This is a genomic window from Variovorax sp. 38R (assembly GCF_014843395.1).
GTDB lineage: Bacteria > Pseudomonadota > Gammaproteobacteria > Burkholderiales > Burkholderiaceae_C > Variovorax > Variovorax paradoxus_H.
Genome location: NZ_CP062121.1, coordinates 2,206,326 through 2,231,486 on the forward strand (window position 1 = coordinate 2,206,326; position 25,161 = coordinate 2,231,486).

At 67.3% G+C, this 25,161-nt stretch carries 24 protein-coding genes; 15 read left to right on the top strand and 9 right to left on the bottom strand.

What is annotated here, in order from left to right; genetic code table 11:
• Nucleotides 1-69 precede the first annotated feature (69 nt).
• Nucleotides 70-1,017 carry a YihY/virulence factor BrkB family protein gene (locus IG196_RS09865; protein ID WP_192196003.1) on the top strand — a complete coding sequence of 316 codons (948 nt, stop codon included), beginning with the start codon at nt 70-72 and terminating at the stop codon, nt 1,015-1,017.
• On the opposite strand, the gene IG196_RS09870 is transcribed toward IG196_RS09865, so the two are convergent.
• Both IG196_RS09870 and IG196_RS09875 read right to left on the bottom strand, forming a co-directional pair.
• Nucleotides 965-1,723 carry a 3-hydroxyacyl-CoA dehydrogenase gene (locus tag IG196_RS09870; protein WP_153285111.1) on the bottom strand — a complete coding sequence of 253 codons (759 nt, stop codon included), beginning with the start codon at nt 1,721-1,723 and terminating at the stop codon, nt 965-967. The two genes, IG196_RS09865 and IG196_RS09870, sit on opposite strands and share 53 nt — an antisense overlap.
• 129 nt (nt 1,724-1,852) lie before the next feature.
• Nucleotides 1,853-2,404, bottom strand: a complete 552-nt coding sequence (locus tag IG196_RS09875; protein WP_095950673.1) for a phasin family protein — start codon at nt 2,402-2,404, stop codon at nt 1,853-1,855.
• 184 nt (nt 2,405-2,588) lie between these two features.
• Between IG196_RS09875 and IG196_RS09880 the strand changes: the two genes are divergently transcribed.
• A complete protein-coding gene (locus tag IG196_RS09880) occupies nt 2,589-3,515 on the top strand; it encodes a histone deacetylase (protein ID WP_192196004.1) in 927 nt (308 codons plus the stop codon).
• On the top strand, nt 3,512-3,964 hold the full coding sequence (locus tag IG196_RS09885) for an acyl-CoA thioesterase (RefSeq protein WP_192196005.1): 453 nt from the start codon (nt 3,512-3,514) through the stop codon (nt 3,962-3,964). The genes IG196_RS09880 and IG196_RS09885 overlap by 4 nt, the downstream gene beginning before the upstream one ends.
• Before the next feature lie 55 nt (nt 3,965-4,019).
• Here IG196_RS09885 and IG196_RS09890 read toward each other — a convergent pair whose 3' ends face one another.
• A complete protein-coding gene (locus IG196_RS09890) occupies nt 4,020-4,430 on the bottom strand; it encodes a hypothetical protein (protein WP_192196006.1) in 411 nt (136 codons plus the stop codon).
• 59 nt (nt 4,431-4,489) lie between these two features.
• The gene (locus tag IG196_RS09895) at nt 4,490-4,723 is read right to left on the bottom strand and encodes a CsbD family protein (protein ID WP_101492195.1); all 234 of its coding nucleotides are present in this window, start codon (nt 4,721-4,723) and stop codon (nt 4,490-4,492) included.
• Between the two features lie 185 nt (nt 4,724-4,908).
• Here IG196_RS09895 and pncB point away from each other — a divergent pair, with 185 nt between their 5' ends.
• The 8 genes from pncB to IG196_RS09935 all read left to right on the top strand — a co-directional run bounded on the left by pncB (nt 4,909) and on the right by IG196_RS09935 (nt 14,071).
• Nucleotides 4,909-6,129, top strand: coding sequence for a nicotinate phosphoribosyltransferase (gene pncB / locus IG196_RS09900; RefSeq protein ID WP_192196007.1), 1,221 nt, complete (start codon nt 4,909-4,911; stop codon nt 6,127-6,129).
• A gap of 49 nt (nt 6,130-6,178) precedes the next feature.
• Entirely contained in the window at nt 6,179-7,591 is a 1,413-nt protein-coding gene (locus IG196_RS09905; RefSeq protein WP_192196008.1) for a sodium:proton antiporter, read from the top strand.
• Nucleotides 7,592-7,629: 38 nt separating this feature from the next.
• A complete protein-coding gene (locus IG196_RS09910; protein ID WP_192196009.1) occupies nt 7,630-8,622 on the top strand; it encodes a 2-hydroxyacid dehydrogenase in 993 nt (330 codons plus the stop codon).
• Nucleotides 8,623-8,664: 42 nt separating this feature from the next.
• Nucleotides 8,665-10,041, top strand: a complete 1,377-nt coding sequence (locus IG196_RS09915) for a DNA recombination protein RmuC (protein WP_192196974.1) — start codon at nt 8,665-8,667, stop codon at nt 10,039-10,041.
• Nucleotides 10,038-11,201 (top strand): MFS transporter, encoded by a 1,164-nt coding sequence (locus IG196_RS09920; protein ID WP_192196010.1) that lies wholly within the window; start codon nt 10,038-10,040, stop codon nt 11,199-11,201. The genes IG196_RS09915 and IG196_RS09920 overlap by 4 nt, the downstream gene beginning before the upstream one ends.
• A 130-nt stretch (nt 11,202-11,331) precedes the next feature.
• Entirely contained in the window at nt 11,332-12,870 is a 1,539-nt protein-coding gene (locus IG196_RS09925; protein ID WP_192196011.1) for a DHA2 family efflux MFS transporter permease subunit, read from the top strand.
• Nucleotides 12,871-12,959: 89 nt separating this feature from the next.
• Nucleotides 12,960-13,418: a hypothetical protein gene (locus tag IG196_RS09930; RefSeq protein ID WP_192196012.1), complete on the top strand. Its 459-nt coding sequence runs from the start codon at nt 12,960-12,962 to the stop codon at nt 13,416-13,418.
• A gap of 2 nt (nt 13,419-13,420) precedes the next feature.
• On the top strand, nt 13,421-14,071 hold the full coding sequence (locus IG196_RS09935; protein WP_192196013.1) for a TetR/AcrR family transcriptional regulator: 651 nt from the start codon (nt 13,421-13,423) through the stop codon (nt 14,069-14,071).
• Between the two features lie 15 nt (nt 14,072-14,086).
• Here IG196_RS09935 and IG196_RS09940 read toward each other — a convergent pair whose 3' ends face one another.
• The 3 genes from IG196_RS09940 to earP all read right to left on the bottom strand — a co-directional run bounded on the left by IG196_RS09940 (nt 14,087) and on the right by earP (nt 16,862).
• Nucleotides 14,087-14,950 (bottom strand): TIGR00730 family Rossman fold protein, encoded by an 864-nt coding sequence (locus tag IG196_RS09940; RefSeq protein ID WP_192196014.1) that lies wholly within the window; start codon nt 14,948-14,950, stop codon nt 14,087-14,089.
• A 118-nt stretch (nt 14,951-15,068) separates the two neighbouring features.
• Entirely contained in the window at nt 15,069-15,623 is a 555-nt protein-coding gene (gene efp, locus IG196_RS09945; RefSeq protein WP_093011949.1) for an elongation factor P, read from the bottom strand.
• 153 nt (nt 15,624-15,776) lie between these two features.
• A complete protein-coding gene (gene earP, locus IG196_RS09950; RefSeq protein ID WP_192196015.1) occupies nt 15,777-16,862 on the bottom strand; it encodes an elongation factor P maturation arginine rhamnosyltransferase EarP in 1,086 nt (361 codons plus the stop codon).
• A 104-nt stretch (nt 16,863-16,966) separates the two neighbouring features.
• On the opposite strand from earP, the gene IG196_RS09955 reads away from it, so the two are divergent.
• A complete protein-coding gene (locus IG196_RS09955) occupies nt 16,967-18,415 on the top strand; it encodes a M20/M25/M40 family metallo-hydrolase (RefSeq protein WP_192196016.1) in 1,449 nt (482 codons plus the stop codon).
• 64 nt (nt 18,416-18,479) lie between these two features.
• Here IG196_RS09955 and ggt read toward each other — a convergent pair whose 3' ends face one another.
• A complete protein-coding gene (gene ggt / locus IG196_RS09960) occupies nt 18,480-20,531 on the bottom strand; it encodes a gamma-glutamyltransferase (RefSeq protein ID WP_225616997.1) in 2,052 nt (683 codons plus the stop codon).
• A gap of 161 nt (nt 20,532-20,692) precedes the next feature.
• Between ggt and uvrC the strand changes: the two genes are divergently transcribed.
• The 3 genes from uvrC to IG196_RS09975 are packed head-to-tail and all read left to right on the top strand — an operon-like array spanning nt 20,693 to nt 24,174.
• Nucleotides 20,693-22,666 (top strand): excinuclease ABC subunit UvrC, encoded by a 1,974-nt coding sequence (gene uvrC / locus IG196_RS09965; protein ID WP_192196017.1) that lies wholly within the window; start codon nt 20,693-20,695, stop codon nt 22,664-22,666.
• 57 nt (nt 22,667-22,723) lie between these two features.
• Entirely contained in the window at nt 22,724-23,290 is a 567-nt protein-coding gene (pgsA, locus tag IG196_RS09970; protein WP_101492206.1) for a CDP-diacylglycerol--glycerol-3-phosphate 3-phosphatidyltransferase, read from the top strand.
• Nucleotides 23,287-24,174, top strand: a complete 888-nt coding sequence (locus tag IG196_RS09975) for a DMT family transporter (RefSeq protein ID WP_192196018.1) — start codon at nt 23,287-23,289, stop codon at nt 24,172-24,174. The genes pgsA and IG196_RS09975 overlap by 4 nt, the downstream gene beginning before the upstream one ends.
• Nucleotides 24,175-24,192: 18 nt before the next feature.
• Here IG196_RS09975 and IG196_RS09980 read toward each other — a convergent pair whose 3' ends face one another.
• Nucleotides 24,193-25,155: a LysR family transcriptional regulator gene (locus IG196_RS09980; RefSeq protein WP_225616998.1), complete on the bottom strand. Its 963-nt coding sequence runs from the start codon at nt 25,153-25,155 to the stop codon at nt 24,193-24,195.
• Nucleotides 25,156-25,161 lie beyond the last annotated feature (6 nt).

Consider the following 25,161-nt stretch of genomic DNA (forward strand, 5'->3'; position numbering starts at 1 on the left):
CGGGGAGCGGCAAATCATACGCAAGCGCGCGGGCGGCATACTGAACCCCGCCGCAAATCCACATCACGCATGAAGACGCCCCTGCCTTTGCAACACGCCGCGCCGCTGCTGCGCCATCCGCTGCGCTTCGTCTGGGGCGCGCTCAAGGACTTCCGAGCCAACCAGGGGTTGCTGCTGGCGGGGGCGGTCGCCTACTACGCGCTGCTGTCCATCGTGCCGCTGCTGATCGTGAGCGTGATGGCGCTGTCGCACGTGATCGACCAGGGCGAGCTGCTGCGCACCATCGGGCGCTACCTCGAATGGCTGCTGCCGGGGCAGTCGAAAGCCATCGTGGCCGAGCTGTCGAGTTTCCTGGACCACCGCTCGGTGCTCGGGCCGGTGCTGCTGGTGACGATGATTTTCTTCAGCTCGCTGGCGTTCAGCGTGCTCGAAAGCGCGATGGCGGTGATCTTTCACCACCGCAAGGACGATCACAAGCGCCACTTTCTCGTGTCGGTGGCGATGCCGTATCTCTACATCCTGAGCCTGTGCGCGGGGCTGTTGCTGGTCACGCTGGTGTCGGGGGCGCTGCAACTGGTAGGGCAGGAAAGCGTCGACCTGCTGGGGCGCAGCTGGTCGCTGTCGGGCATTTCGGGGGCGCTGCTGTACCTGCTGGGGCTGGGCGGCGAGATCTTCATGCTGACCTCGCTCTACCTCGTGATGCCGGCCGGGCGCATGTCATTGCGGCATGCGCTGCTGGGCGGCGTGACCGCTGCGCTCTTGTGGGAGGCCACGCGGCGCGTGCTGATCTGGTACTTCTCGACGCTGTCGCAGGTGAACATCGTCTACGGCTCGCTCACCACGGCGATCGTGGTGCTGCTGAGCCTGGAAATCGCCGCCATGCTGGTGCTGCTCGGGGCCCAGGTGATCGCGAACTACGAGCGCCTGGACCGCACCGGCAGCACGAAGCTGCCGGCGTCCGAGATCAGCGAGGGGCCAATCGAATCGCTCCGTCCAGACGAATCACCTCGCCATTGAGCATGTCGTTCTCGATGATGTGCTTGGCCAGCTTGGCGTAGTCGTCGGGCGTGCCCAGGCGCGACGGGAAGGGCACGCTGGCGGCCAGCGCGTCCTGCACTTCCTGCGGCATGCCGAACAGCATGGGCGTGCCGAAGATGCCGGGGGCGATGGTCATGTTGCGGATGCCGCTGCGCGCGAGGTCGCGGGCGATGGGCAGGGTCATGCCGACCACGCCGCCCTTCGAGGCGCTGTAGGCGGCCTGGCCGATCTGGCCGTCGTAGGCCGCGACCGAGGCGGTCGAAATCAGCACGCCGCGTTCGCCGGTGGCTTCGGGCTCGTTCTTGCCCATGGCGTCGGCCGCCAGGCGGATCATGTTGAAGCTGCCGATCAGGTTGACCGTGACGGTCTTGCTGAACACGGCCAGCGCGTGCGGGCCGTTCTTGCCCACGGTCTTCTCGGCCGGTGCGATGCCGGCGCAATTGACCAGGCCCATCAGCTTGCCGAGCTTGACGGCGGCAGCCACCACGGCCTGGCCGTCGGCTTCCTGGCTCACGTCGCACTTGACGAACACGCCGCCGATTTCCTTTGCAACGGCTTCGCCCTTGTCAGCCTGCATGTCGGCGATGACCACCTTGGCGCCGTTGGCGGCCAGCATGCGCGCCGTGCCTTCGCCGAGGCCCGAAGCGCCACCGGTCACGATAAAAACCTTGCCGTCGATTTGCATTGAGAGTCTCCAGAAATGAGACCTGCATTATCGAAGACGTCGCCGGGCCAAAAAAAAGGCCTCATCCGAAGATGAGGCCCTGAATTGGATCCGTGAGGACCCAAGGAGACAACTGGTGGTGGTCGGTGCTTAGCGCTTGCGCGAAGCGGTGGCCGTCTTGGCAGCGGCGACAGCTTGGGTCGACACGGCGTTGAAGTTGGCTTCGGCGACGTCCGACGCTTGCTTGACGGCCTTCTGGACCGATTCGAAAGCGTTGTTGGCGGCAGCCACGGCGCTCTTCAGCACGGCGACGGCGGTTTCCGAGCCGGCGGGGGCGTTCTTGGAAGCGCTGTCGACGAGGCCGACGAAGGCTTGCTGGGCTTCAGCGGCCTTGGCTTCGAAAGCCTTCGAGAATTCGGTGCTGGTGCCTTGGGCGATGTCGTACAGGTGACGGCTGTAGGCAGCGGTCTTTTCGGCCAGGGGCTGGAACAGGCTGGCTTGCAGCGTCAGCAGCTCCTGGGCGTCCTTGACGTTCAGGGCAGCTTGAGCGGTGCTCTGGGCTTCGGTCAGGGCGGCCTTGGAAGCGGTCACGTTCAGTTCGACCAGCTTTTCAACGCCTTCGAAAGCCTTGGTGGTCAGGCCGAACAGGGTTTCGAGGTTTGCTTTTTGAGCGGCGAGGATTTGGTCAGCGGTCAGGGCCATTTGAGATCTCCAGAAAGGATGATGGGGTGGTCGATTCACATTGCGCTGCGCCTCGTCGTTCATGTTGCGGTGCAGCATGGCCTTAAGTATAGGCAGCTGATCGCAGCGATCAAGTGCTTTTTGCTGCTGTGCAGCAATTTAGAAGTGGCCTTCTAAATCCGGCCTGCACGGCCAGAATGCGGCCATGCGTGCTTTCTATTCCGGGCAGTTCGTGCTGCCCCTGCCGCCGGGCCACCGCTTTCCCATGTCGCGCTACGCGATGCTGCGCGACCGCCTGCAAGAGCAGCTGCCGGCCGTCGAGATGGACCCGGCTCCGCGCGCCACCGACGACGAGCTTGCGCTGGCCCACACCTCCGAATGGATCGCCGCCGTCAGCGAAGGCCGCGTGAGCCCGCAGGCCATGCGCGAGATCGGCTTTCCCTGGAGCGAGGCGATGGTCGAGCGCTCGCGCCGTTCCACCGGCGCCACCATCGCGGCCTGCCGCGCTGCCTTCGCGGGCGGCGTGTCGGCCAACATGGCGGGCGGCACGCACCACGCCTACGCCGACAAGGGCAGCGGCTTCTGCGTCTTCAACGACGCAGCGGTGGCCGCGCGGCTCATGCAGGCTGAGCAGGCCCGCGCCGGCCGGCTGCTCAAGGTGGCGATGATCGATCTCGACGTGCACCAGGGCAACGGCACCGCCCGCATCTTCCAGGGCGACCCGAGCGTGTTCACGCTGTCGGTGCACGGCCAGAAGAACTTCCCGTTCCGCAAGGAGGCGAGCGACCTCGACGTGGAGCTGCCCGACGGCTGCGGTGACGCCGACTACCTCGCGGCGCTGGAGCACGCGCTCGACGAACTCGACCGCCGCTTCTCGCCCGGCCTCGTGATCTACCTGGCCGGCGCCGACCCCTTCGAGCGCGACCGGCTGGGTCGCCTCAAGCTGAGCTTCGACGGCCTGGAGGCGCGCGACCGCCGCGTGTTCGACTGGACCTGGCAGCGCCGCATCCCGACGGCCTTCGCGATGGCCGGCGGCTACGCCAGCGACATCGCCGAGACGGTGCAGGTGCAGCTGGGCACCTTCCGGGTGGCGCTGGACTACTGGCGCCGCTGGCAAAATGCCGCGCGATGAGCGCCCCGACACCTACCCCCAAGCCCACGCCCCACACCCGCAGCGCCTACCGGGCGTTTCGCAGCATCCCGACGCGCTGGGCCGACAACGACATGTACGGCCACGTCAACAACGTCGTCTACTACAGCTGGTTCGACACCGCGGTGAACGCGCTGCTGATCGAGCGCGGCGCGCTCGACATCCACGGCGGCTCCACGATCGGCTTCGTGGTCGAGACACAGTGCAACTACTTCGCGCCGGTGGCCTTCCCGCAGACGGTGGAAGCAGGCATCCGCGTGGCGCAGGCGGGCCGATCGAGCGTGCGTTACGAGATCGCGCTGTTCGCCGAAGGGGCCGACACCGCCGCCGCGCAAGGGCACTTTGTGCACGTGTACGTCGACCGCGCGACGCAGCGGCCGGTGCCGTTGCCCGAGGCGCTGCAGCAAGTGGTCGATTCGCTGCGCGCCTGAGCGCCCATGAAAAACGGCGCCCGAGGCGCCGTTGGTGAGTGGGGCATGGCCCCGCTTACATGGTCTTCTTCATGGCCTTGATGTCGGCCTTGCCCTGGGCTTCGTCGGCCTTGGCCTGCTTCACGCAGGCGGACTTGGCCTCGCCCTGCTGGTCGTCGCACTTTTCCTTCGCGACTTCATAGGCGGCCTTCACCTTCTCTTCGGCCACCTTGCGGGCATGGCTGTCGCTCGGCTGGTACTGCTGCTCCAGTTCGGCCTTGGCCACTTCTTCCTTGCCCTTGGCTTCCTTCTGGCAGACGTCCTTGGCGTTGTCCTTCATCGTGTCGCACTGGGTCTTGGCGACCTTGTAGTCGGCCTCGACCTTTTCCTTGGCGACCTTGTACTCGTCCTTGGTCATCGCGCCGGCTTGGCTGGCAACGAAGCAGGTGGAGGCGAGGGCGAGCATGACGAGGTGTTGTTTTTTCATGGTGTTGTGTCCTTTGCGGTGAGTGGCTGGAAGAAGGAGGGCGCAGGGCGCTTTCGTTCTCAGTACTTTTCGAACCAGAGCGCGTCGGGCGAGCGGCCGTCGCGAGATTCCCAGTCCTTGACCTGCTTCTCGGCCTCGTCGCGGCTGATGCCGTGGCGTTCCTGGATGCGGCCCAGCAGCTGGTCGCGCTTGCCGGCGATGACGTCGAAGTCGTCGTCGGTCAGCTTGCCCCATTGCTCCTTGACCTTGCCCTTGAGCTGCTTCCAGTTGCCTTCGATGGTGTCCTTGTTCATGCGAATCTCCTTGCGTAAGAGTGATGACCCGGCGGAACATGCCGCCGCCGTGAAATCAATGTCGCGTGAGTGATTCCCCCTGCCGGTAGGACGTGCAGTCCGGCCCTCGTAGGCAGAGGCCGACTCAGGCCGTGATAATGGAACGGACGCCGCAGCCAGAGACCCGAGACACCGCGCACCGCACCATGATCATTCACAGCCTGCTCGACACCGACCTCTACAAGTTCACGATGATGCAGGTGGTCCTGCACCACTTTCCGGGGGCGCGGGTCGAGTACCGCTTCAAGTGCCGCAACCCCGGCGTCAACCTCGCGCAGTTCGCGGGCCAGATCCGCGACGAGATCCGCAGCCTGTGCTCGCTGCAGTTCCGCGACGCCGAACTCGCCTACCTGCGCTCGATGCGCTTCATCAAGAGCGACTTCGTCGACTTCCTCGGGCTGTTCAGGCTCAACGAGAAGTACATCAACGTCATTCCCCAGCCCTCGGGCGAGCTCGAGATCCGCATCAAGGGCCCGTGGCTGCACACGATCCTGTTCGAGATCCCGGTGCTGGCCATCGTGAACGAGGTCTACTTTCGCAACACGCAGAAGAACCCCGACTTCGAAGAAGGCCGCCGTCGCCTCGACATCAAGATCAGCCAGCTGCAAGAGGCCGGCTTGGGCGACCTCAAGATTGCCGACTACGGCACGCGCCGCCGCTTCTCGAAAGACTGGCATGAAGAGGTGCTGCGCACGCTGACGCAACGGCTCGGCGCCGTGGCCTCGCCGCCGGCCAAGTCGCCCGCCGGCGAACACCTGCCGCAGCTGGCGGGCACCAGCAACGTGCTGTACGCCATGAAGCTCGGCCTCATTCCGCTGGGCACCATGGCGCACGAGTACCTGCAGGCCTGCCAGGCGCTGGGCCCGCGGCTGCGCGACAGCCAGATCTTCGGCTTCGAGAGCTGGGCGCGTGAATACCGCGGCGACCTGGGCATTGCGCTGTCCGACGTGTACGGCATGAGCGCTTTCCTGCGCGACTTCGACCTGTACTTCTGCAAGCTCTTCGACGGCGCCCGCCACGACAGCGGCGACCCGTTCCAGTGGGGCGAGCGCATGCTGGCGCACTACCACGCGAACCGGGTCGATCCGCTCACCAAGACGCTGATCTTCAGCGACGGCCTCACGGTGCCGCGCACCATCGAGCTGTACCAGCAGTTCCGCGGCCGCTGCCTGCTGGCCTTCGGCATCGGCACCAACCTCACCAACGACCTCGGCTACGAGCCGCTGCAGATCGTCATCAAGATGATCCAGTGCAACGACCAGCCGGTGGCCAAGCTGTCGGACACGCCGTCCAAGAACATGTGCGAGGACGAGAAATACCTGGCCTACCTGCGCCAGGTGTTCGAGATCGAACAACCCCCCGTGTGAACCCTGTACCGACCTCCGTGCAGCACTTCGTCTGGTACGGTACAGCCCCATGAAAAAATCCCTCCGACTGGCCGCGGCCGCGCTGCTGCCGCTGATGTTCCCTGCCCTGGCGTCGGCCGCCGAATTCAACGGTGCCACGCTGTCGCCGCTGTGGGGCGTGCCCTTCGCAGGCATCCTGCTGTCGATCGCGCTCATGCCGTTGCTGGTGCCGTCGTTCTGGCATCACCACTACGGCAAGGTGTCGGCGGCCTGGTCGCTGGCCTTCCTGCTGCCGTTCGCCGCCATCTACGGCGCGCCGCTGGCCGGGGCGCAGACGGTGCATGCGCTGGTCGAGGAATACATCCCCTTCATCATCCTGCTCACCGCGCTGTTCACGGTGGCCGGTGGCATCCACATCCGGGGCAACCTGCACGGCGCGCCCGGGCTCAACACGGCCATCCTGGCCATCGGTGCGGTGCTCGCGAGTTTCATGGGCACCACGGGCGCCTCGATGCTGCTGATTCGCCCGCTGATCCGCGCCAATGACAACCGGGCGAACCGCGCGCACGTGGTCGTGTTCTTCATCTTCATCGTCTCGAACGCGGGCGGCTCGCTCACGCCGCTGGGCGATCCGCCGCTGTTCCTGGGCTTCCTGAAGGGCGTCGACTTCTTCTGGACCGCCAAGCACATCCTGCCCGACACGCTGTTCATCCTGGCCGTGCTGCTTGTGCTGTTCTACCTGATCGACCGCTACTACTACCGCAAGGAAGGCGTGCTGCCGGTCGACCCGACGCCCGACACCAAGCGCATCGGCTTCGACGGCGCCATCAACTTCGTGCTGCTCGGCGGCGTGGTCGCGCTGGTGCTGATCAGCGGCTTCTGGAAGTCGCCGGTCACCTTCGACATCTACGGCTCCAAGATGGGCCTGCCGGGGCTGGTGCGCGACGTGGGCCTCATTGCCATCACGCTGCTGTCGCTGAAGATCACCGCCGCCAAGGTGCACGCCGACAACCAGTTCGAGTGGGGTCCGATGGCCGAGGTGGCCAAGCTCTTTGCCGGCATCTTCCTGACCATCATCCCGGTGATCGCCATGCTCAAGGCCGGCACGCAGGGCCCGTTCGGCGCCATCGTCGCGGCGGTGACGCGCGCCGACGGCCAGCCCGACCCGGCCATGTACTTCTGGGCCACCGGCATCCTGAGTTCGTTCCTGGACAACGCGCCCACCTACCTCGTGTTCTTCAACACGGCGGGCGGCGACCCGGTGGCGCTCATGACCACCTACGCCACCACGCTGGCCGCCATCTCGGCGGGCGCCGTGTTCATGGGCGCGAACACCTACATCGGCAACGCGCCGAACCTGATGGTCAAGGCCATCGCCGAAAGCCGCGGCGTGCGCATGCCCAGCTTCTTCGGCTACATGCTGTGGTCGGGCGCGATCCTGATCCCGCTGTTCGTGCTGACCACCTTCATCTTCTTCGTCTGATCCTTCCCACACGTTCAATCAAGAAAGAGACACGTTCCATGAGCAGCAGCAAGCCCAAGATCCTGGTCGCGCGCGCGGTGTTCCCCGAGACCCTCGCGCGCCTCGCGCAGCATTTCGAGGTCGAGTCGAACCAGGCCGACGAAACCTGGAGCAAGGACCAACTGATCGCGAAGCTGCAAGGCAAGCAGGGCGCCTTCACCACCGGCAGCGAGCGTATCGATGCCGCCGTGCTCGACGCCTGCCCCGAGCTGAAGATCTGCGCCAACATGGCCGTGGGCTACAACAACTTCGACGTCGACGCCATGGCCGCGCGCGGCGTGCTCGGCACCAACGCGCCCGACGTGCTGACCGAGACCACGGCCGACTTCGGCTTTGCGCTGCTCATGGCCACCGCGCGCCGCATCACCGAGAGCGAACACTTCCTGCGCGCGGGCAAGTGGGAAAAGTGGAGCTACGACATGTTCGCCGGCTCCGACATCCACGGTGCCACGCTCGGCATCATCGGCATGGGCCGCATCGGGCAGGGCATTGCCAAGCGCGGCGCGCACGGCTTCGGCATGAACGTGATCTATCACAACCGGTCGCGCCTCGACGCTGCGCTCGAAGCCGAATGCAAGGCCCGCTACGTCGGCAAGGAAGAGCTGCTCAAGACCGCCGACCACGTCGTGCTGGTCGTGCCGTACTCGCCGGCCTCGCACCACACCATCGGCGCGGCCGAGATCGCGCTCATGAAGCCGACGGCCACGCTGATCAACATCGCGCGCGGCGGCATCGTCGACGACGCCGCGCTGGCCGTGGCGCTGCGCGAGAAGCGCATCGCCGCCGCGGGCCTCGACGTGTTCGAGGGCGAGCCGAAGGTCCACCCCGACCTGCTGACCGTGCCCAACGTCGTGCTCACGCCGCACATCGCCAGCGCCACCGTGCCCACGCGCCGTGCGATGGCCGACGTGGCGGCCGACAACCTCATCGCCTGGGGCAGCGGCAAAGGCCCGCTGACACCCGTCACGCCGGTGCCATCGGCCGCGAAGTAACCTGACATCTGACCGCGAGAGCGACACGCCCCCACCTTGGAACTGACGGAATTGATTCTTCTTGTACTGGCCGCACTCGCCGTGGTGCAGCTGGTGCTGGTCATCTGGCTGCTGGCCCGCCGGCAACCCGCACCTGATCACAGCGAGATGCTGGGCGTGCTTGCCGCGATGGGCAACGCCAACGAGCGCACCGAACGCGAACTGCGCCGCGAGATCGGTGAGAACTCGCGCGGTGCACGCCAGGAAACCGCGCAGGCCTTCGCCACCTTCCAGCAGTCGCTGGTGCAGCAGGGCGCCGAGGCCACGCGCACGCAGAACGCGCAGCTCGACGCCTTCTCGCTGCAGCTCGCCTCGCTGCAGAAAACGCTGGCCGACACGCTCAACACCCAGCTGCAGGGCCTGAGCGAATCGAACGCACGCCGCCTTGCCGAGGTGCGCACGACCATGGAAACCCAGCTCGCCCAGCTGCAGCAGAGCAATGCCGCCAAGCTCGACGAGATGCGCAAGACCGTCGACGAGAAGCTGCAGAGCACGCTCGAAGCGCGCCTGGGCGAGAGCTTCAAGCAGGTGGCCGACCGGCTCGAGCAGGTGCACAAGGGCCTGGGCGAGATGCAGGCGCTGGCCGTGGGCGTCGGCAGCCTGCAGCGCGTGCTGACCAACGTGAAGACGCGCGGCGTGTTCGGCGAAGTGCAGCTCGAGGCGCTGCTCGAGCAGGTGCTCACGCCCGAGCAGTACGCGCGCCAGATCGAGACCAAGCCGCGCAGCGGCCAGCGCGTCGACTTCGCGATCCGCTTTCCGGGGCGCGGCGACGACGGTGCACCGGTGTGGCTGCCGATCGACGCCAAGTTTCCGCGCGACGACTACGAACGCCTCATCGACGCTCACGAGCGCGCCGATGCCGCCGGCGCAGAGGCCGCGGCCAAGGCACTCGAAGCGCGCATCCGCACCGAGGCCAAGTCGATCGCCGACAACTACCTCGCGGCGCCGCACACCACCGACTTCGCGATCCTGTTCCTGCCGGTCGAAAGCCTCTACGCCGAGGTGCTGCGCCGACCCGGCCTGATGGACGCCATTCAACGCCAGCACCGCGTGACGCTGGCCGGCCCGACCACCTTGCTCGCCATGCTCAACAGCCTGCACATGGGCTTTCGCACACTCGCGCTGGAGCGCCAGGCCTCCGAGGTCTGGAAGGTGCTCGGTGCGGTCAAGACCGAGTTCGAGCGCTATGGCGAATGGGTGGCGCGCATCAAGGAACAGGTGGCCAAGGCCTCCGACACCATCGACAAGGCCGACACGCGCGCCAAGCAGATGCGGCTCGCGCTGCGCAAGGTCGAGGCGCTGCCCGAAGAGCAGTCTCAGGGGCTGCTGCCGCCCATCGCCGATACCGACACTGACAGCGAGGGCGACGACACCCCGTGAAAGGTTCTGAACTGCTGCGCGTCATCGTGGCGCAGGTCTGTTTGCACGCCACGATGGCGGGCATGCGGCTCGCTACTCCGCTGCTCGCGCTGCAGCAAGGCTACAGCGCAGCGGCTGTCGGCCTGCTGATCGCGCTGTTCGCGCTGACCCAGGTGTTTCTTGCGCTGCCGGCCGGGCGCTTTGCCGACCGGCATGGGCTCAAGCGCCCGCTGTGGCTGTCGGTGATCGCGGCCTCGGGCGGGGCAGGGCTGGCGCTGATCTTTCCGGTGTTCCCCGTCATGTGCATCGCCGCGCTGCTGACCGGCGGCGCCACCGGCGCGACCGTGATCGCGCTGCAGCGGCACGTGGGGCGCTCGGCCACCGACCCGACGCAGCTCAAGCGCGTGTTCAGCTGGCTGGCCATCGCGCCGGCCGCGGCGAACTTCGTCGGGCCCTTCCTGGCCGGCATGCTGATCGACCATGCTGGCCGCGCGCCGGCCGACCTGCTGGCGTTTCGCATCTGCTTTGCCGTGATGGCCTTTTTACCGCTGCTGTGCTGGCTGCTGGCACGCGGCGCGCACGAGCCGCCGCGGGTGCCGCCGGTGCCGGGCGCCGCGCCCACGCGGGCCTGGGACCTGCTGCGCGAGCCGATGTTCCGCCGCCTGCTGTTCGTGAACTGGCTGCAGTCGTCGAGCTGGGACGTGCACGCCTTCGTGCTGCCGGTGCTGGGCCACGACCGGGGCATCAGCGCCTCGGTGATCGGCTCGATCCTCGGCGCCTTCGCGATTGCCGCGGCGATCATTCGCGTGGTGCTGCCGCTGATCGCGTCGCGTGCGTCGGAACGCAGCGTGATCCTGAGCTCGACCGTCGTCACCGCTGCCGTGTTCGCCGTCTATCCGTTGCTGAACTCGCCGTGGACCATGGGCATCTGCTCCGTGATCCTGGGCTTCGCGCTAGGCGCCGTGCAGCCGATGGTGATGAGCATGCTGCACCAGATCACGCCGCATGCGCGGCATGGCGAGGCGCTGGGGCTGCGGCTCATGACCATCAACGCATCGAGCGTCGCGATGCCGATGCTGTTCGGCTCGCTCGGTGCGCTGATCGGCATCACCGGCGTGTTCTGGGTGGTGGGCGGCGTGCTGGCGCTGGGCGCGAAGGCGACCTGGGGATTGAAGCTCTGACGTGCGCGGGAGGGCGCCTGACTGCGGCCTGAATCCCACGTTGCAAATAATAGTAATTCTCATTTGATTGACAAAATACTGACCCAAAGTCAGTATCGGCGCCTTCTTCGTTCCTGACCCGAAGGCGTCCATGGACTCCCATTCCCCGTCGGCGGCTGCCGACCCGCGCCGCCGCCTGGCCCTGGTGGCCGCGGTCTACCTTGGCAGCTTCATCGCCACGCTCGACGTGAGCATCGTCAACGTCGCGCTGCCCACGCTGCAGCGCGCGCTCGCGACCGACATGGCCGGGCTGCAGTGGGTGATCGACATCTATGCGCTGTGCCTGTCGGCCTTCATGCTGTCGGCCGGCCCGATCGGCGACCGCTACGGCCGCAAGCGCGCCTGGCTGGCCGGCGTGGTGGTCTTCACCGTGGGCTCGGCGATGTGCGCGATGGCGTCGGGCCTGCCCATGCTGCTCGCGGGCCGCGCGGTGCAGGGCGTGGCGGGCGCGCTGATGATCCCGGGCGCGCTCTCGCTGCTGGCGCACGCCTTCCCCGAGCCGGCGAGCCGTGCGCGGGTGATCGGCGGCTGGTCGTCGTTCACGGCGCTGTCGCTGATCCTCGGGCCGATGCTCGGCGGCCTGCTGGTGGACCACGCGGGCTGGCAGAGCATCTTCCTCATCAACCTGCCGATCGGCGTGCTGACCGTGGCGCTGGGGATGTGGGGCCTGCGCGAGTCGTCGCACCCCGAGCATGCGGCGCTCGACCCGGCGGGGCAGGTGCTCAGCGTGCTCTGGCTTGGGGCGCTGACCTACGGGCTGATCGCCGCGGGCGAACACGGCTGGGGCTCGCGCCACGCGGTGATCGCACTCGTCGCGGCAGGTGTCGGTTTGGCGCTGTTCCTGGCCGTGGAGGCGCGCGTGGAACGGCCGCTGCTGCCGCTCGCGCTGTTCCGCGACGCGCGCTTTTCGGTCACCAACTTCGCCTCGTTCGTGCTGGGCTTTTCGACCTACGCCAGCCTGTTCTTCTTCTCGCTGTTTCTGCAGCAGGTGCAGGGCTGGTCGGCCAGCGAGACCGGCTGGCGGCTGGTGCCGCAGTTCGTGGCGACGGGCCTCGTGGCCTCGCAGTTCGGCCGGCTGGCGCGCCGCTTCGAGGTCCACACGCTGATGGTCGCGGGATACGGCCTGATCGGCGCGGCGATGCTGCTGCTGACGCTGTTCTCGGCCGACACGCCGTACCTGCCGCTGGCGTTGATCTTCGTCGCGCTCGGTGCGGGTGCAGGCCTGGCCGTGCCGGCCACGAGCACGGCGGTGATGGCCTCGGTGCCCGCACAGCGCTCGGGCATGGCCTCGGCGACCATGAACGCGTTGCGACAGGGCGGCATGCTGATCGGCATTGCGCTGCTCGGCACGCTGATGCGCACACACGCCACCGCGTTGATGACCGAGTCGCTCGCGCGTGTCGGCGTGCCCGATGCATCGCAAGCGGCGGTGGCTGCGGTCTCGCGGCACGACCTCGGCGCGCTCGCGGCGCTCGACGCCGGCACCGCGCAGCGGCTCTTGAGCGATGCGCTCGCAGGCGGCTTCCATGCCGCGATGGCCTGTGCCGGTGTGGCCGGGTTGGTGGCGGCGGGGCTGCTGTTGCGCGTCAGGCCGCGTGCCGACGCGCTCGCCGCTGCCACGCGCGCCTGAGCCGGGAACCGTTCGCCATGCCCGCCGTCCGCGTTCCTTTTTTGCGCCGGAGTGCTCGGCGTCTTCTGGTGATTCCGAAGGAGACTTTCATGGTCCGTCACGAACTCAGCCAATGGCCACTGGTGATCAGTGTTTCGACAGGCTTGCAGACGCTGGAAAGCATGCAGGCCTTCACCGACGACTGGAACCGCTGGCTCGACCGCGGCGAGCCTTTTGTCTCGCTGCGCGTGTTCGCGGACGCCGACGCGCTGGTGCATCCCGAGGGCAGCGCCCAGCGTGCCAAGCAGTGGCTGCAGGCGCGCGGCGCTGACATCCGTCGCCACATGATGGGCATGGCGAGCGTGGTGCCCGCCGACCAGTTCGAGAAGACCAGCAAGATGAACGTCGAGAAGCTCTTCGGCATTCCCGCCAGCACCTTCGCACGCACCGACGAAGCCCTGGCCTGGTTGCGCGAGCGCGTGATGGCGCCGCGCGGCTTGGTCCTCGATGCCGCGGCTGTGCGCGCTGCCATCGACACGGCACGCGCCGGTGCCACGGCCGGTTCTTGAGCATGACAAACAGCAGCCCCGACGACACCCCCGTCAGTACCGCACGCCGTCGCACCAAGGCGCCGCAGACCCGCGCCGCCGCGCTGATGGACGCCGCCGAGCAGTTGTTCATCACCAAAGGCATTGCCGCCACCAGCATCGACGACATCGCGGCGGGCGCGCAGGTGGCCAAGGGCACCTTCTATCTGTACTTTCCGTCGAAGGAAGCGTTGCTCGGCGCGTTGCAGCAGCGCTTCGTCGACACCTTCTGCGGGCGCCTGCAGGAGGCGATGGACCGCCACGCGCCGGGCAAGTACCGCGCGCGGCTCAAGGCCTGGGTGGAAGCGGGGCTGGAGACCTACCTCGACAACGTCGCGTTGCACGACGTGGTGTTCCACGAGTACCGGCCCGAAGACCGGCGCATGCGCAACGACAACGTCGTCATCACGCAACTCGTGACGCTGCTGAAGCAAGGCGACGCCGCGGGCGTGTGGGAGGTCGAGGACGCGACGCTGACGGCCGTGATCCTCTTCAATGCGCTGCACGGCGTGGCCGATGATGCCGTGGCCATGGGGCCGCACGCGAACCCCGTGGCCGACCGGCGCCGCCGCGCCCGCGCGCTCACGCGCTTCTTCGAGCAGGCCCTGCGGCCCGACGACAGCGACGACGCCTGATCGATATCAGGTTGGTCAGAGTTTGTAGAAGCGTTTGATCGCGTCCCACGCGTCTTCCGGCGCGTCGACGTATTCGAAGAGCTTCAGGTCGCCGGGCGAGATCACGCCTTCGTCGACCAGGAAGTCGAAGTCGATCATCTTCTTCCAGTAGGCCGAGCCGAACAGCACGATCGGCACGGGCTTCGACTTCTTGGTCTGCACCAGCGTGATGACTTCGAACAGCTCGTCGAGCGTGCCGAAGCCGCCCGGGAACGCCACCAGCGCCTTCGCACGCATCATGAAATGCATCTTGCGGATCGCGAAGTAGTGGAACTTGAAGCTCAGCGCCGGCGTGACGTAGGGGTTGGCTTCTTCTTCCATCGGCAGCGCGATGGCCAGGCCGACCGAGAGGCCGCCGGCTTCGTGCGCGCCGCGGTTGGCCGCCTGCATGATGCCGGGGCCGCCGCCCGTGCACACGAAGAGCTTGTCCTGCGGTTCCTTCTTCTCGCTGTACTGCGCGACCAGCTTGCCGAAGGTGCGCGCCTTCTCGTAGTAGTGCGAGTTGCGCGCGAGCCGGCGCCAGCGGTCGGCCGCGGCCGTGTCGCCGGCCGCTTCGGCCTGCGTGACCAGCGCGACGGCTTCGTCTTCGCTGCGGAAGCGCGCGCTGCCGAAGACCACCACCGTGTTCTCGATGCCGTGCGCGCGCTGCTCGAGGTCGGGCTTCATCAGCTCGAGCTGCATGCGGATGCCGCGTGTTTCGCGGCGCAGCAAGAACTCGGGATCGGCGAAGGCCAGGCGCGAAGGATCAGGGTCCAGGGGAAGGCCCCGGTCGGAATGGGACTGCAGCGTGGCCCAGGCATCGGCCAGGCGCTTGTCGTGAATGTTGTGCGTGTTGTTCATGGAGCTGTCGAGCTGAATTGACTTGGCATTGTGCGCCGACGCAAGCGGTGTGCCCGCCAACGAAAAAGGCTCCTTGCGGAGCCTTTTCGTGGTGGTGGTCAGCCGGGTGCGAACGCGCTCAGACGCGCTTGCGGTATTCGCCGGTGCGCGTGTCGATTTCGATCTTGTCGCCTTGTGCGACGAAGAGCGGCACGCCGATTTCGAAGCCGGTGGCGATCTTGGCGGGCTTCATGACCTTGCCCGAGGTGTCGCCCTTGACGGCCGGCTCGGTCCAGGTGATTTCGCGCTCGACGCTGGTCGGCAGTTCGACCGAGATGGCCTTGCCGTCGTAGAACACCACTTCGACAGCCATGCCGTCTTCGAGGTAGTTCAGGGCGTCGCCCATGTTCTCGGCTTCGACTTCGTACTGGTTGTACTCGGTGTCCATGCAGACATACATCGGGTCGGCGAAGTAGGAGTAGGTGCACTCCTTCTTGTCGAGCACGATCTGGTCGATCTTGTCGTCGGCCTTGAAGACCACTTCGGTGTTGAAGTTGGCGATCAGGCTCTTGAGCTTCATGCGCACGGTGGCGCTGTTGCGGCCGCCGCGGCTGTATTCGGTCTTCAGGACGACCATCGGGTCCTTGCCGTGCATGATGACGTTGCCGGCGCGGATTTCTTGAGCGATTTTCATATCAGGTTCTCTGGATGTTGGCCGCTCGGTGCGCGGGGCCCTCGGCGCTGTGTGCCGTCGTATCTGGCCCCGCCGTACATGTCCCGCGGCAGGTTTGGCGAAAGGCGTCCCGGACCACGGCGGTCAGGGCTGAATTCCGCAAAGCCCGCTATTTTAGCTTTTTCCGGCGACCAGCTGCCGCAGCTGGGCCAGCAGATCGTCCTGCGTGAGCAGCCTGTCGCGCGCCGCACGGGCGGTTTCGCGCCATGCCGCCAGCGGGCCGGGTGGGGGCAGGGCGCCGTCGCCGAAGCCGTTCCAGGCGTGGTGAAAAAGCCGCAGCTCAAGCGGGGCGCCGAGCCAGTCGAGCCAGGCGTTGAGCTTGACGTGGTGCGCGTCGTCGTCCTGCGGATAGATCTGCCAGACCAGCGGCGCGCCGGCCCAGAGGGCGCGCACGAGCGAGTCTTCACCGCGCACGAAGTTGAGGTCACAAGCCCACAGCAGGTGGTCGAAGTCCGCCTGGCTGAGGTAGGGGAGGTATGAAATTGATAGCGAACTTTGGACGCCCATCGGGCGGTCTGACATGCACGCCTGCACGGCGCTCGCGGCCCGGCCCGCGGTGACCAGCAGGCGCGTGGGCACTGGGTCTGCGGCCAACTGGTCGAGCAGGGCAGCCAGCGCCGGCGGCTCGTAACAGAAGAGCGAGACCAGGCGGTCACCTTCGCGCCACGGAATCTGCTGCGCCTCCAGCCAGCGCGCCCGGTCGAAGCGTGCCTGGCGCGCCATCAGGTCGGGCTCGCGCAGCAGGCCGCCGGTCGCGGGCGTGAAGCCCGGGTAGAAGAAACGCTTCGTCAGCCCGGCGCCCGGGCCCTTGAACACCGGCGACGGCAGCCGGTGCAGCTTCTCGACATAGGGCTCGGCCGACAGGTACTCGAGGTTGATCCAGGCCTGCGCATGGCTCGGGGCCTGCGCGAATCGCGCGACGAGTTCGGGTTCCGGGTCGCACCCGAAAGCTTCGACCAGCACGTCAGGCACCGAGTCGGCAACGGCACGGCGCACGGCTTCAGCGGCGGACCAGTCGATCACCTGCACGCCGTCGCAGCCGGCCGGCGCCATCCAGTGCAGCGCCGTCGGGTCGTCGACCCACAGCCGCGCGCGATCGCCGGCCGCCGCGAGCTGGCAGGCCAGGCGCCAGCAGACGCCCAGGTCGCCGTGGTTGTCGATGACCTTGCAGAAGATGTCCCATTGCATGCGCGTGCCCATGGCCGCGAGTGTGCCCGTCTTCGCGGTCGCTCAGGTGCAGGCGAAAACGCCGTGTGATTGCTATGCTGGCCCTCGCCACAACAACCATCGGAGAGAGCCAGACCATGAGGATGCAGACCCGTCGCCGTTCGTCGTTTTCTTCTTCGCCCTTGAGCACCGCCAAACGCAGCGTGCTCGCGCTCTCGCTGGCCCTGGCCGGAATGGCCGGCGCCCAGGCCCAGACCGCGCCGCTCACCGCGCAGCAGCAGCGCTTCCGCGAGATCTACAAGGAGCTGATCGAGATCAACACCACCCACTCGGTGGGTGACAACACCGCCGCGGCGCGGGCCATGGAAAAGCGGCTGGTCGATGCCGGCTTCGCCGCGGGCGACATCCAGATCTTCGAGCCCTTCCCGAAGAAGGGGAACCTGGTGCTGCGCTTCAAGGGCGACGGCAGCAAGAAGCCGCTGCTGCTCCTGGCGCACATCGACGTGGTCGAGGCCCGCCGCGAAGACTGGAAGACCGATCCCTTCAAACTGCAGGAAACCGGCGGCTACTTCACGGCGCGCGGCGCCATCGACGACAAGGCCATGGCCGCGGCGCTGGTCTCCGTGCTGGGGCAGCTCAAGCAGGAAGGCTTCAAGCCCAAGCGCGACATCATCCTGGCGCTCACGGCCGACGAGGAGCGCGGCGACGCGCTGAGCAACGGCGCCTTCTGGCTCATCAGCAACAAGCCGGAGCTGCTGCAGGCCGAGTTCGGCATCAACGAAGGCGGCGGCGGCGAGCTGCGCGGCGGCAAGCCGAACCTGCACCGCATGCAGGTGGCCGAGAAGATGTACACCACCTACATGCTCGAGATGCGCGACGTCGGCGGCCACAGCTCGGTGCCGACCAAGACCAACCCGATCTACGCGCTCTCGGCCGGCCTGGAGCGACTGGGCAACTACGCGTTTCCGATCAAGCTCGCGGACGTCACCAAGACCTACTTCGCGCGCAGCGCCCCCTTTGCCACCGGCCAGCTGGCCGACGACATGCGCGCCATCGGCAGCGGCAACCCCGACGCCGGCGTGCTCGAGCGCATGACGGCCAACCCGGCCTACAACGCGCAGTTGCGCACCACCTGCGTCGCGACGATGGTGCAGGCCGGCCATGCCGAGAACGCGCTGCCGCAATCGGCCAAGGCCACGGTCAACTGCCGCATCCTGCCGCACGACGATCCGGAGGAAGTCGAGCGCCTGCTGACCCAGGCGGTCGGCAACGACAAGATCGTGGTGCGCAACATGGGCAAGCCGCTGCGCAGCCCGGCATCGCCGCTCAACGGCGACCTCGTGAAGACGGTCGAAACGCTCACGCAGCAGATGTGGCCCGGCGTGCCCGTGGTGCCCGCCATGAGCACCGGCGCCACCGACAGCCGCTTTTTGCGCAACGCCGGCATCCCGATGTACGGCGTGACCGGCATGTTCCTGGAGCCGGCCGATGCACGCGCGCACGGGCTCGATGAACGCATCGAGATCCAGCGGCTGTACGACGGGCGCGAGTTCCTGTACCGGCTGGTGTCGGAAGTCGCGAAGTAAATAGACAGAGAAGTGATCAGGCCGAAGGGCCGGCGCGCTGAAGGCTGCGCCGGCCCTTTGTCGTTCAGGGCGTGAAGGTGTCGCCCAGCACGATGCCTTCGCGGCGCGGGTCTGCACCGCCGGTCAGCACGGGCTTGCCGCCGACGTTCGTGCGCAGGATGGTGCTCACGCCGCTGGACTGCGGGGTCACCGACACCTTGTGACCCAGCCCGATCAGCCCGGCGACCAGCGGGTCGTTGAGGCCCGAGTTGGTCTCGTCGACGTTCGGGTGCTCGCCGCCGACGTTGGTGGTCACGGAGTTGGGAGCCCCGAAGTCGACCAGCGACGTGGCCTGTTGCGCATCCAGCCCCCAGTCCAGCGCTCCGACCAGCGTCTTCACCACGTACTGGATGATGTTGCTGCCGCCGGGCGAGCCGGTGCCCATCACAAATTCGCCCATGCTGCCGTCGGCGTTCTTCTTGAACACCAGCGTAGGCGCCATCGAGCTGCGCGGACGCTTGCCCGGAGCGACGCGGTTGGCAACCTTGTAGGTCTGCGTGGGCTTGCCGTACGGTTCGTCCGAGAAATCTGTCAGCTGGTTGTTCAGCAGGAAGCCCTGCGTCATGTGGGCCGACCCCATTCCGCCTTCCACCGTGGTGGTCATCACGACCACGTTGCCCTGCTTGTCGACGATGGTGAAGTGCGTGGTGCCGTGCTCTTCGGTCTTGTCGATGCCGAGCGGAACGTCGCCAAGATCGCCGGGCTGGGCGGTGCCCATGCTCTTCGCCAGACTGATGAGGCTGGCACGGCCCTGCAGGTAGGGCTTGTTGATCAGGGAGTCGATCGAGCCATACGGCAGCGGGACGAAGTCGGTGTCGGCCACGTACTTTTCGCGGTCGGCATAGGCCAGGCGCTCGGCCTCGCTCACCAGGTGCACGCCCATCACGCTCGGCTTGCCACCTTCGAGGTCGATGGCGGTCGGCTTGTGCAGGCCGAGATTGAAGGTCTCGAGGATGCCGAGCGTCTGCATCACCGCAATGCCGCCCGAGGATGGCGGCGACATGCCGCACACGTAGTAATCGCGGTAGGTGCCGCAGACCGGGTCGCGGCGCTTGGCCTTGTAGCTGGCCAGGTCGGTCAGCGTGGTCTTGCCGGGCGTGATGGCCGAGCCGTCGCTGGCCGCCGTGGTGACACCGATCTTGTCGACGATGCTCTTGGCGATGTCGCCCGTGTAGAAGGCGTTGGCGCCCTGTGTGGCGATGGCGTTCAGCGTCCGGGCATAGGCCGGGTTCGTGAGCTTGGTGCCGAGCGCCTTCGGCGTGCCGTCGGCGTTGAAGAAGTAGGAAGTGGCGTCGGCGTCGCGCTTCAGGTGTGTTGCGGAGCCCGCGATGGCGGTCGCCATGCGTCCGCCGATCAGGAATCCGTCGGACGCGAGCGTGATGCCGTAGCCGAACAGGTCTTTCCAGGGCAGTTTGCCGTGGTCTTGATAAGCGATGTCGAGCATGCGTACGGCACCGGGCGTACCGATGGAACGGCCGCTCCAGCGGGCGCTGGGCACGGGGGCGCTGGTGTCGGTGGCATCGTCCACATAGCGCAGGTAGTTCTCAGTGGCAGCCGCAGGCGCGGTCTCGCGCCCGTCGTACGCCTGCACCTTTTTCGTCGCCGCGTCGTAGTGAAGCATGAACGCACCGCCACCCAGCCCGCTCGACTGCGGCTCGACCAGGCCGAGCACGGCCTGCACCGCCACCGCCGCATCGACCGCGCTGCCGCCGGCCTTGAGCACGTCGCAGCCGGCGCGCGTGGCCAGCGGGTGGTTCGCGACCACCATGTAGTTCTTGGCGTACACCAGCTTGTGGCCCGGCACGTAACCCGACGCGGGTTCCGGCGCGGCCGGATCGCCCGGGTCGCCCGAGCCGACGACCACGGAGGTGCCGCTGCTCGGAATCTGGCAGCCGTTGTCGGCGGCGGGCGGGGCCGTGGGGCCGGGCTGGTTGGCCGCGTTGATCGCGGCGATGGCCGCGACCAGTGCGGCGTTGTTCTGTGCGTTGTTGTTGCTGTTGCCGCCGCAGCCGGCCACGACCAGGGAGAGCGCAAGGGGCGTCAGGGCCCACCACGCGCGCACGGAGTTCTTCTTCATCAGAGTTTCCCTTTGCTGTTATTCGAAAGACAGGAATGACAACGGGCGCTCCTCGCGCCCGCGCTCATCATGAGCACATTTCGTTCCCGCCCGTGTCACGTGCGTGCGGGGTGTGGCCGGGTTCGCTGCGGGGCCTCACGCCGCGCGCCACAATAGCCGCCATGTCCGACGTGCATTCCGATCAATTGCTCAGTGAAGTCGCGGCCCTGCCGCAGTTGCCGGGTGTCTACCGCTATTTCGACGCGGCCGGTGCCGTGCTGTATGTGGGCAAGGCGCGCAACCTGAAAAAGCGGGTCGCCAACTACTTCCAGAAGAGCCACGGGGGTACCCGCATCGGCCACATGATCTCGAAGATCGCGCGCATGGAGACCACCGTGGTGCGCTCCGAGGCCGAGGCGCTGCTGCTCGAGAACAACCTGATCAAGACGCTCAAGCCGCGCTACAACATCCTGTTCCGCGACGACAAGAGCTACCCCTACCTGAAGATCGCCTCGCACGCGTTTCCGCGCCTCGCCTACTACCGCGGCGCGGTCGACAAGAAGCACCGCTACTTCGGGCCGTACCCGAGCGCCTGGGCGGTGAAGGAGTCGATCCAGCTGCTGCAGAAGGTGTTCCGCCTGCGCACCTGCGAGGACACGGTGTACGCCAACCGCACGCGGCCCTGCCTGCTGTACCAGATCAAGCGCTGCAGCGGCCCCTGTGTGGCGCTGGTTTCGCCCGAGGACTACGCGCAGGACGTGGCCAGCGCCGAAGCCTTCCTCATGGGCGACACGCAACTCGTGCTCTCGAATCTCGAGCAGCGCATGACGGCGCACGCCGAGAAGCTCGAGTTCGAGCAGGCGGCCGAGCTGCGCAACCAGATGTCGGCGATCTCGCGCGTGCTGCACCAGCAGTCGATCGAGGTGGTGTCCGACAAGGACGTCGACATCCTCGCGGTCAAGGTGCAGGGCGGCAAGGCCTGCGTCAACCTCGCGATGGTGCGCGGCGGGCGCCACCTGGGTGACCGCGCGTACTTTCCGGTGCACGTGGACGACGCGGCGCAGATTCACCATGGCGAACTCGACGCCGAAGAGGGCGCCGACCCGGTGGCCGCCGACCCGATCGAGGTGCAGGTGCTCGAGGCCTTCATCGCGCAGCACTACATCGACGTGCCGGTGCCCGCCACGCTGGTGCTGGGCCGGCAGGTGAGCCGCGCGCTCATCGAGGCGATTTCGCAGCAGGCCGGCGCGCGCATCACGGCGGTGTTCCAGCCGCACGAACAACGTCGTCACTGGCTCGAGATGGCCGAGACGAATGCCGGCCTGCAGCTCGCGCGGCTGCTCGCCGAAGAGGGCTCGCAGCAGGCGCGCACCCGCGCGCTGGCCGATGCGCTCGAGCTGGCGTCCGACGACCTGGACAACTTCCGCGTCGAATGCTTCGACATCTCGCACACGGCGGGCGAGGCCACGCAGGCCTCGTGCGTGGTGTTCGCGCACCACACGATGCAGAACCGCGAGTACCGCCGCTACAACATCGAGGGCATCACGCCCGGCGACGACTATGCCGCCATGCGCCAGGTGCTGCACCGCCGCTACGGCAAGCTGGCCGAGGTGATGGCAGCCGAGACCGAGGCGCTGGCGCCGGGCGATGCCGAAAGCGAAGGGGCCGAAGGCGTCGAGGCGCCGCCGCCCAAGACGCCGGCCGCGCGCATGCCTGACCTGGTGCTGGTCGATGGCGGCAAAGGCCAGGTGTCGATGGCGCGCGAGGTGTTCAGCGAACTGGGCCTGCCGCTGTCGCTGATCGTCGGCGTCGAGAAGGGCGAAGGCCGCAAGGTCGGGCTCGAAGAACTCGTGTTCGCCGACGGCCGCGAGAAGGTCTACCTCGGCAAGGATTCGGCGGCCCTGATGCTGGTGGCCCAGATCCGCGACGAGGCGCACCGTTTCGCCATCACCGGCATGCGGGCCAAGCGCGCCAAGGTGCGGGTGGGCGGCAGCCAGCTCGAAGACATTCCGGGCATCGGCCCGAAGCGCCGGGCGCGCCTGCTGCAGCGTTTCGGCGGCATCCGCGGCGTGGCGGCGGCGAGCGTGGAAGACATCGCGTCGGTCGAAGGCATTGCCACCGAGCTGGCCGAGGAAATCTATCGCGCACTGCGTTGAAGACGGGATTGCCCCCGGCCTTCCAGCGCTTCACGCGTGCATGACACAATCGCCCGCATGTTCTGGACCCTACCGACCATCATGACCTGGACGCGCATCGTCGCGATTCCGTTGATCGTCGGCGTTTTCTACCTGCCGATCAGCGAGCCGATGCGCAACCTGATCGCCACGGTGATGTTCATCGTGTTCGCCGCCACCGACTGGCTCGACGGCTACCTGGCGCGCAAGCTCAACCAGACCTCGGCCTTCGGGGCTTTCCTCGATCCGGTGGCCGACAAGTTTCTTGTCTGCGCCGCGCTGCTGGTGCTGGTGCATCTGCAGCGTGCCGACGTGTTCGTGGCGCTCATCATCATCGGCCGCGAGATCGCCATCTCGGCGCTGCGCGAATGGATGGCGCGCATCGGCGCCGGCAAGAGCGTGGCGGTCCACATGATCGGCAAGGTCAAGACCACTGTGCAGATGGTCGCGATTCCCTTCCTGCTCTATGACGGGCATCTCTTCAAGGTGATCGACACGGGCCTCTGGGGCCAGTGGCTGATCTGGATCTCGGCGGTGCTCACCGTCTGGTCGATGGTCTATTACCTGCAGAAGGCCATTCCCGAGATTCGGGCTCACTCCAAATGACCGCGGCCGTCTCGGCCCGCAACGCAGGCTGGCTGCGGGCGATGCCGGCGGTCTTCGTGCTGATCTGGAGCACGGGTTTCATCGTTGCGCGCTATGGCATGCCCTACGCGCCGCCCCTCAAGTTTCTCGCTGTGCGCTATGCGCTGTCGCTCGCCTGCTTCGGCCTCTGGGTCATGCTCGCGCGCGTGGCGTGGCCGGCGAAGCGCACGCAATGGGGTCACCTCGCGGTCACGGGCGTGCTGATGCAGGCCGGCTACCTCGGTGGCGTCTGGGCTGCCGTGCATGCCGGCATGGGCGCGGGGCTTGTCGCGCTGCTGGTCGGCATCCAGCCGGTGCTCACGGCGGTCTGGCTGTCTTTCAACGGCGGGCGCATTTCGGGGCGGCAATGGGCCGGGCTTGCCCTGGGCTTCGCGGGGCTGGTGCTCGTGGTGTCGCGCAAGCTGGGGCAGGGCACCGAGGTCAACGCGCTGACGATGGGGCTGGCCGTGATGGCGCTGCTGTCGATCACGGCGGGCACGCTGTACCAGAAGCGCTTCGTTGCGCCCTGCGATGTGCGCAGCGCCAGCGCGGTGCAGATGGCGGCCGCGCTGCTCGTGACCCTGCCTTTTGCCGCGCTCGAGGCGCAGGCCATCGAATGGAACACGCATTCGATCGGCGCGATGGCGTGGTCGGTGCTGGCGCTGTCGTTGGGCGGCAGTTCGCTGCTCTATATGTTGATCCAGCGCGGCACGGCCACCGCCGTCACCAGCCTGCTGTACCTCGTGCCGCCGTGCACGGCGCTGATGGCCTGGCTGCTGTTCGCCGAACCGATCACCTGGACCACGGTGCTGGGCATCGGCCTGACAGCCATCGGCGTGAGCCTCGTGGTGCGCGCCGAGCGCTGACCGCGCTTTCTTTTTCTTTCAGCGCCCGCCCGGCTTGACCGGCTTCCAGGGCTCCGAGCGGAACTGCTCGACCAGGTGATCGACCAGCAGGCGCACGCGGCGCGGCGTCTTCGGCCGCCAGGGCGCGACCCAGTGGATGTCGGCGTCGGGCATGCCGTGCTGCGGCAGCACGCGCACCAGCTCGCCGCTCGCCAGCTGCGGCGCGATGTCCCAGAGGCTGCGCAGCATCACGCCGTGGCCCGCGAGACACCAGTCGCGCACCATTTCTCCTGAATTGCTCGTGAGCGGGCCCTGCACCCGCACGCGGGCCGTGCTGCCGTCGCGCGCGTGGCGCAGCGTCCAGAGCGCGAACTGGCGCGACTGGGCCGCATCGCCGTTCTCGCGCGCGATCAGGCAGTCGTGCGTGGCCAGCGCTTCCACCGTGGCGGGCGTGCCGCGGCGCGCAAGGTAATCGGGCGAAGCGGCCAGCACGCGCTGGTTGCGCGCGATGCGGCGCGTGGTCCAGTCGGCGGCGCGGTGCTGCTGCACCGCCCACAGCCAGACCGCGCCGTCGTAGCCTTCAGCGCCGAGGTCGGGCAGCTGCTCGGTCAGCCGCAGTTCGACCTGCAGGCCGGGATGCTGCGCCTGGAAGTCGGCGAGGGCCGGACCAAGCCAGCGCCGGCCGAAGCCGAAGGTGGCGGCGAGGCGGACCGTGCCGATGAGCGCGTTCTGCCGCTCGCCGAGTTCGCTTTCGAGCGCCGCGAAGCCTTCGAGCAGCGTGCGCGCATGCAGGCACACGGCCTCGCCTTCGGCCGTGACGCTGAGCCGCCGCGTCGTGCGGTCGAACAGCCGCTGCCCGAGCCGGGCCTCCAGCGCGCCGAGCCGTTTGGTGACGACCGAAGGCACCACGTCGAGCGTGGCAGCCGCGCCGGCCAGGCTGCCCTGGTCGCGGATGGCCAGCACCAGTTCGAGATCGCCGCGTTCCATCGCGTGGGGATTCATGCCAAA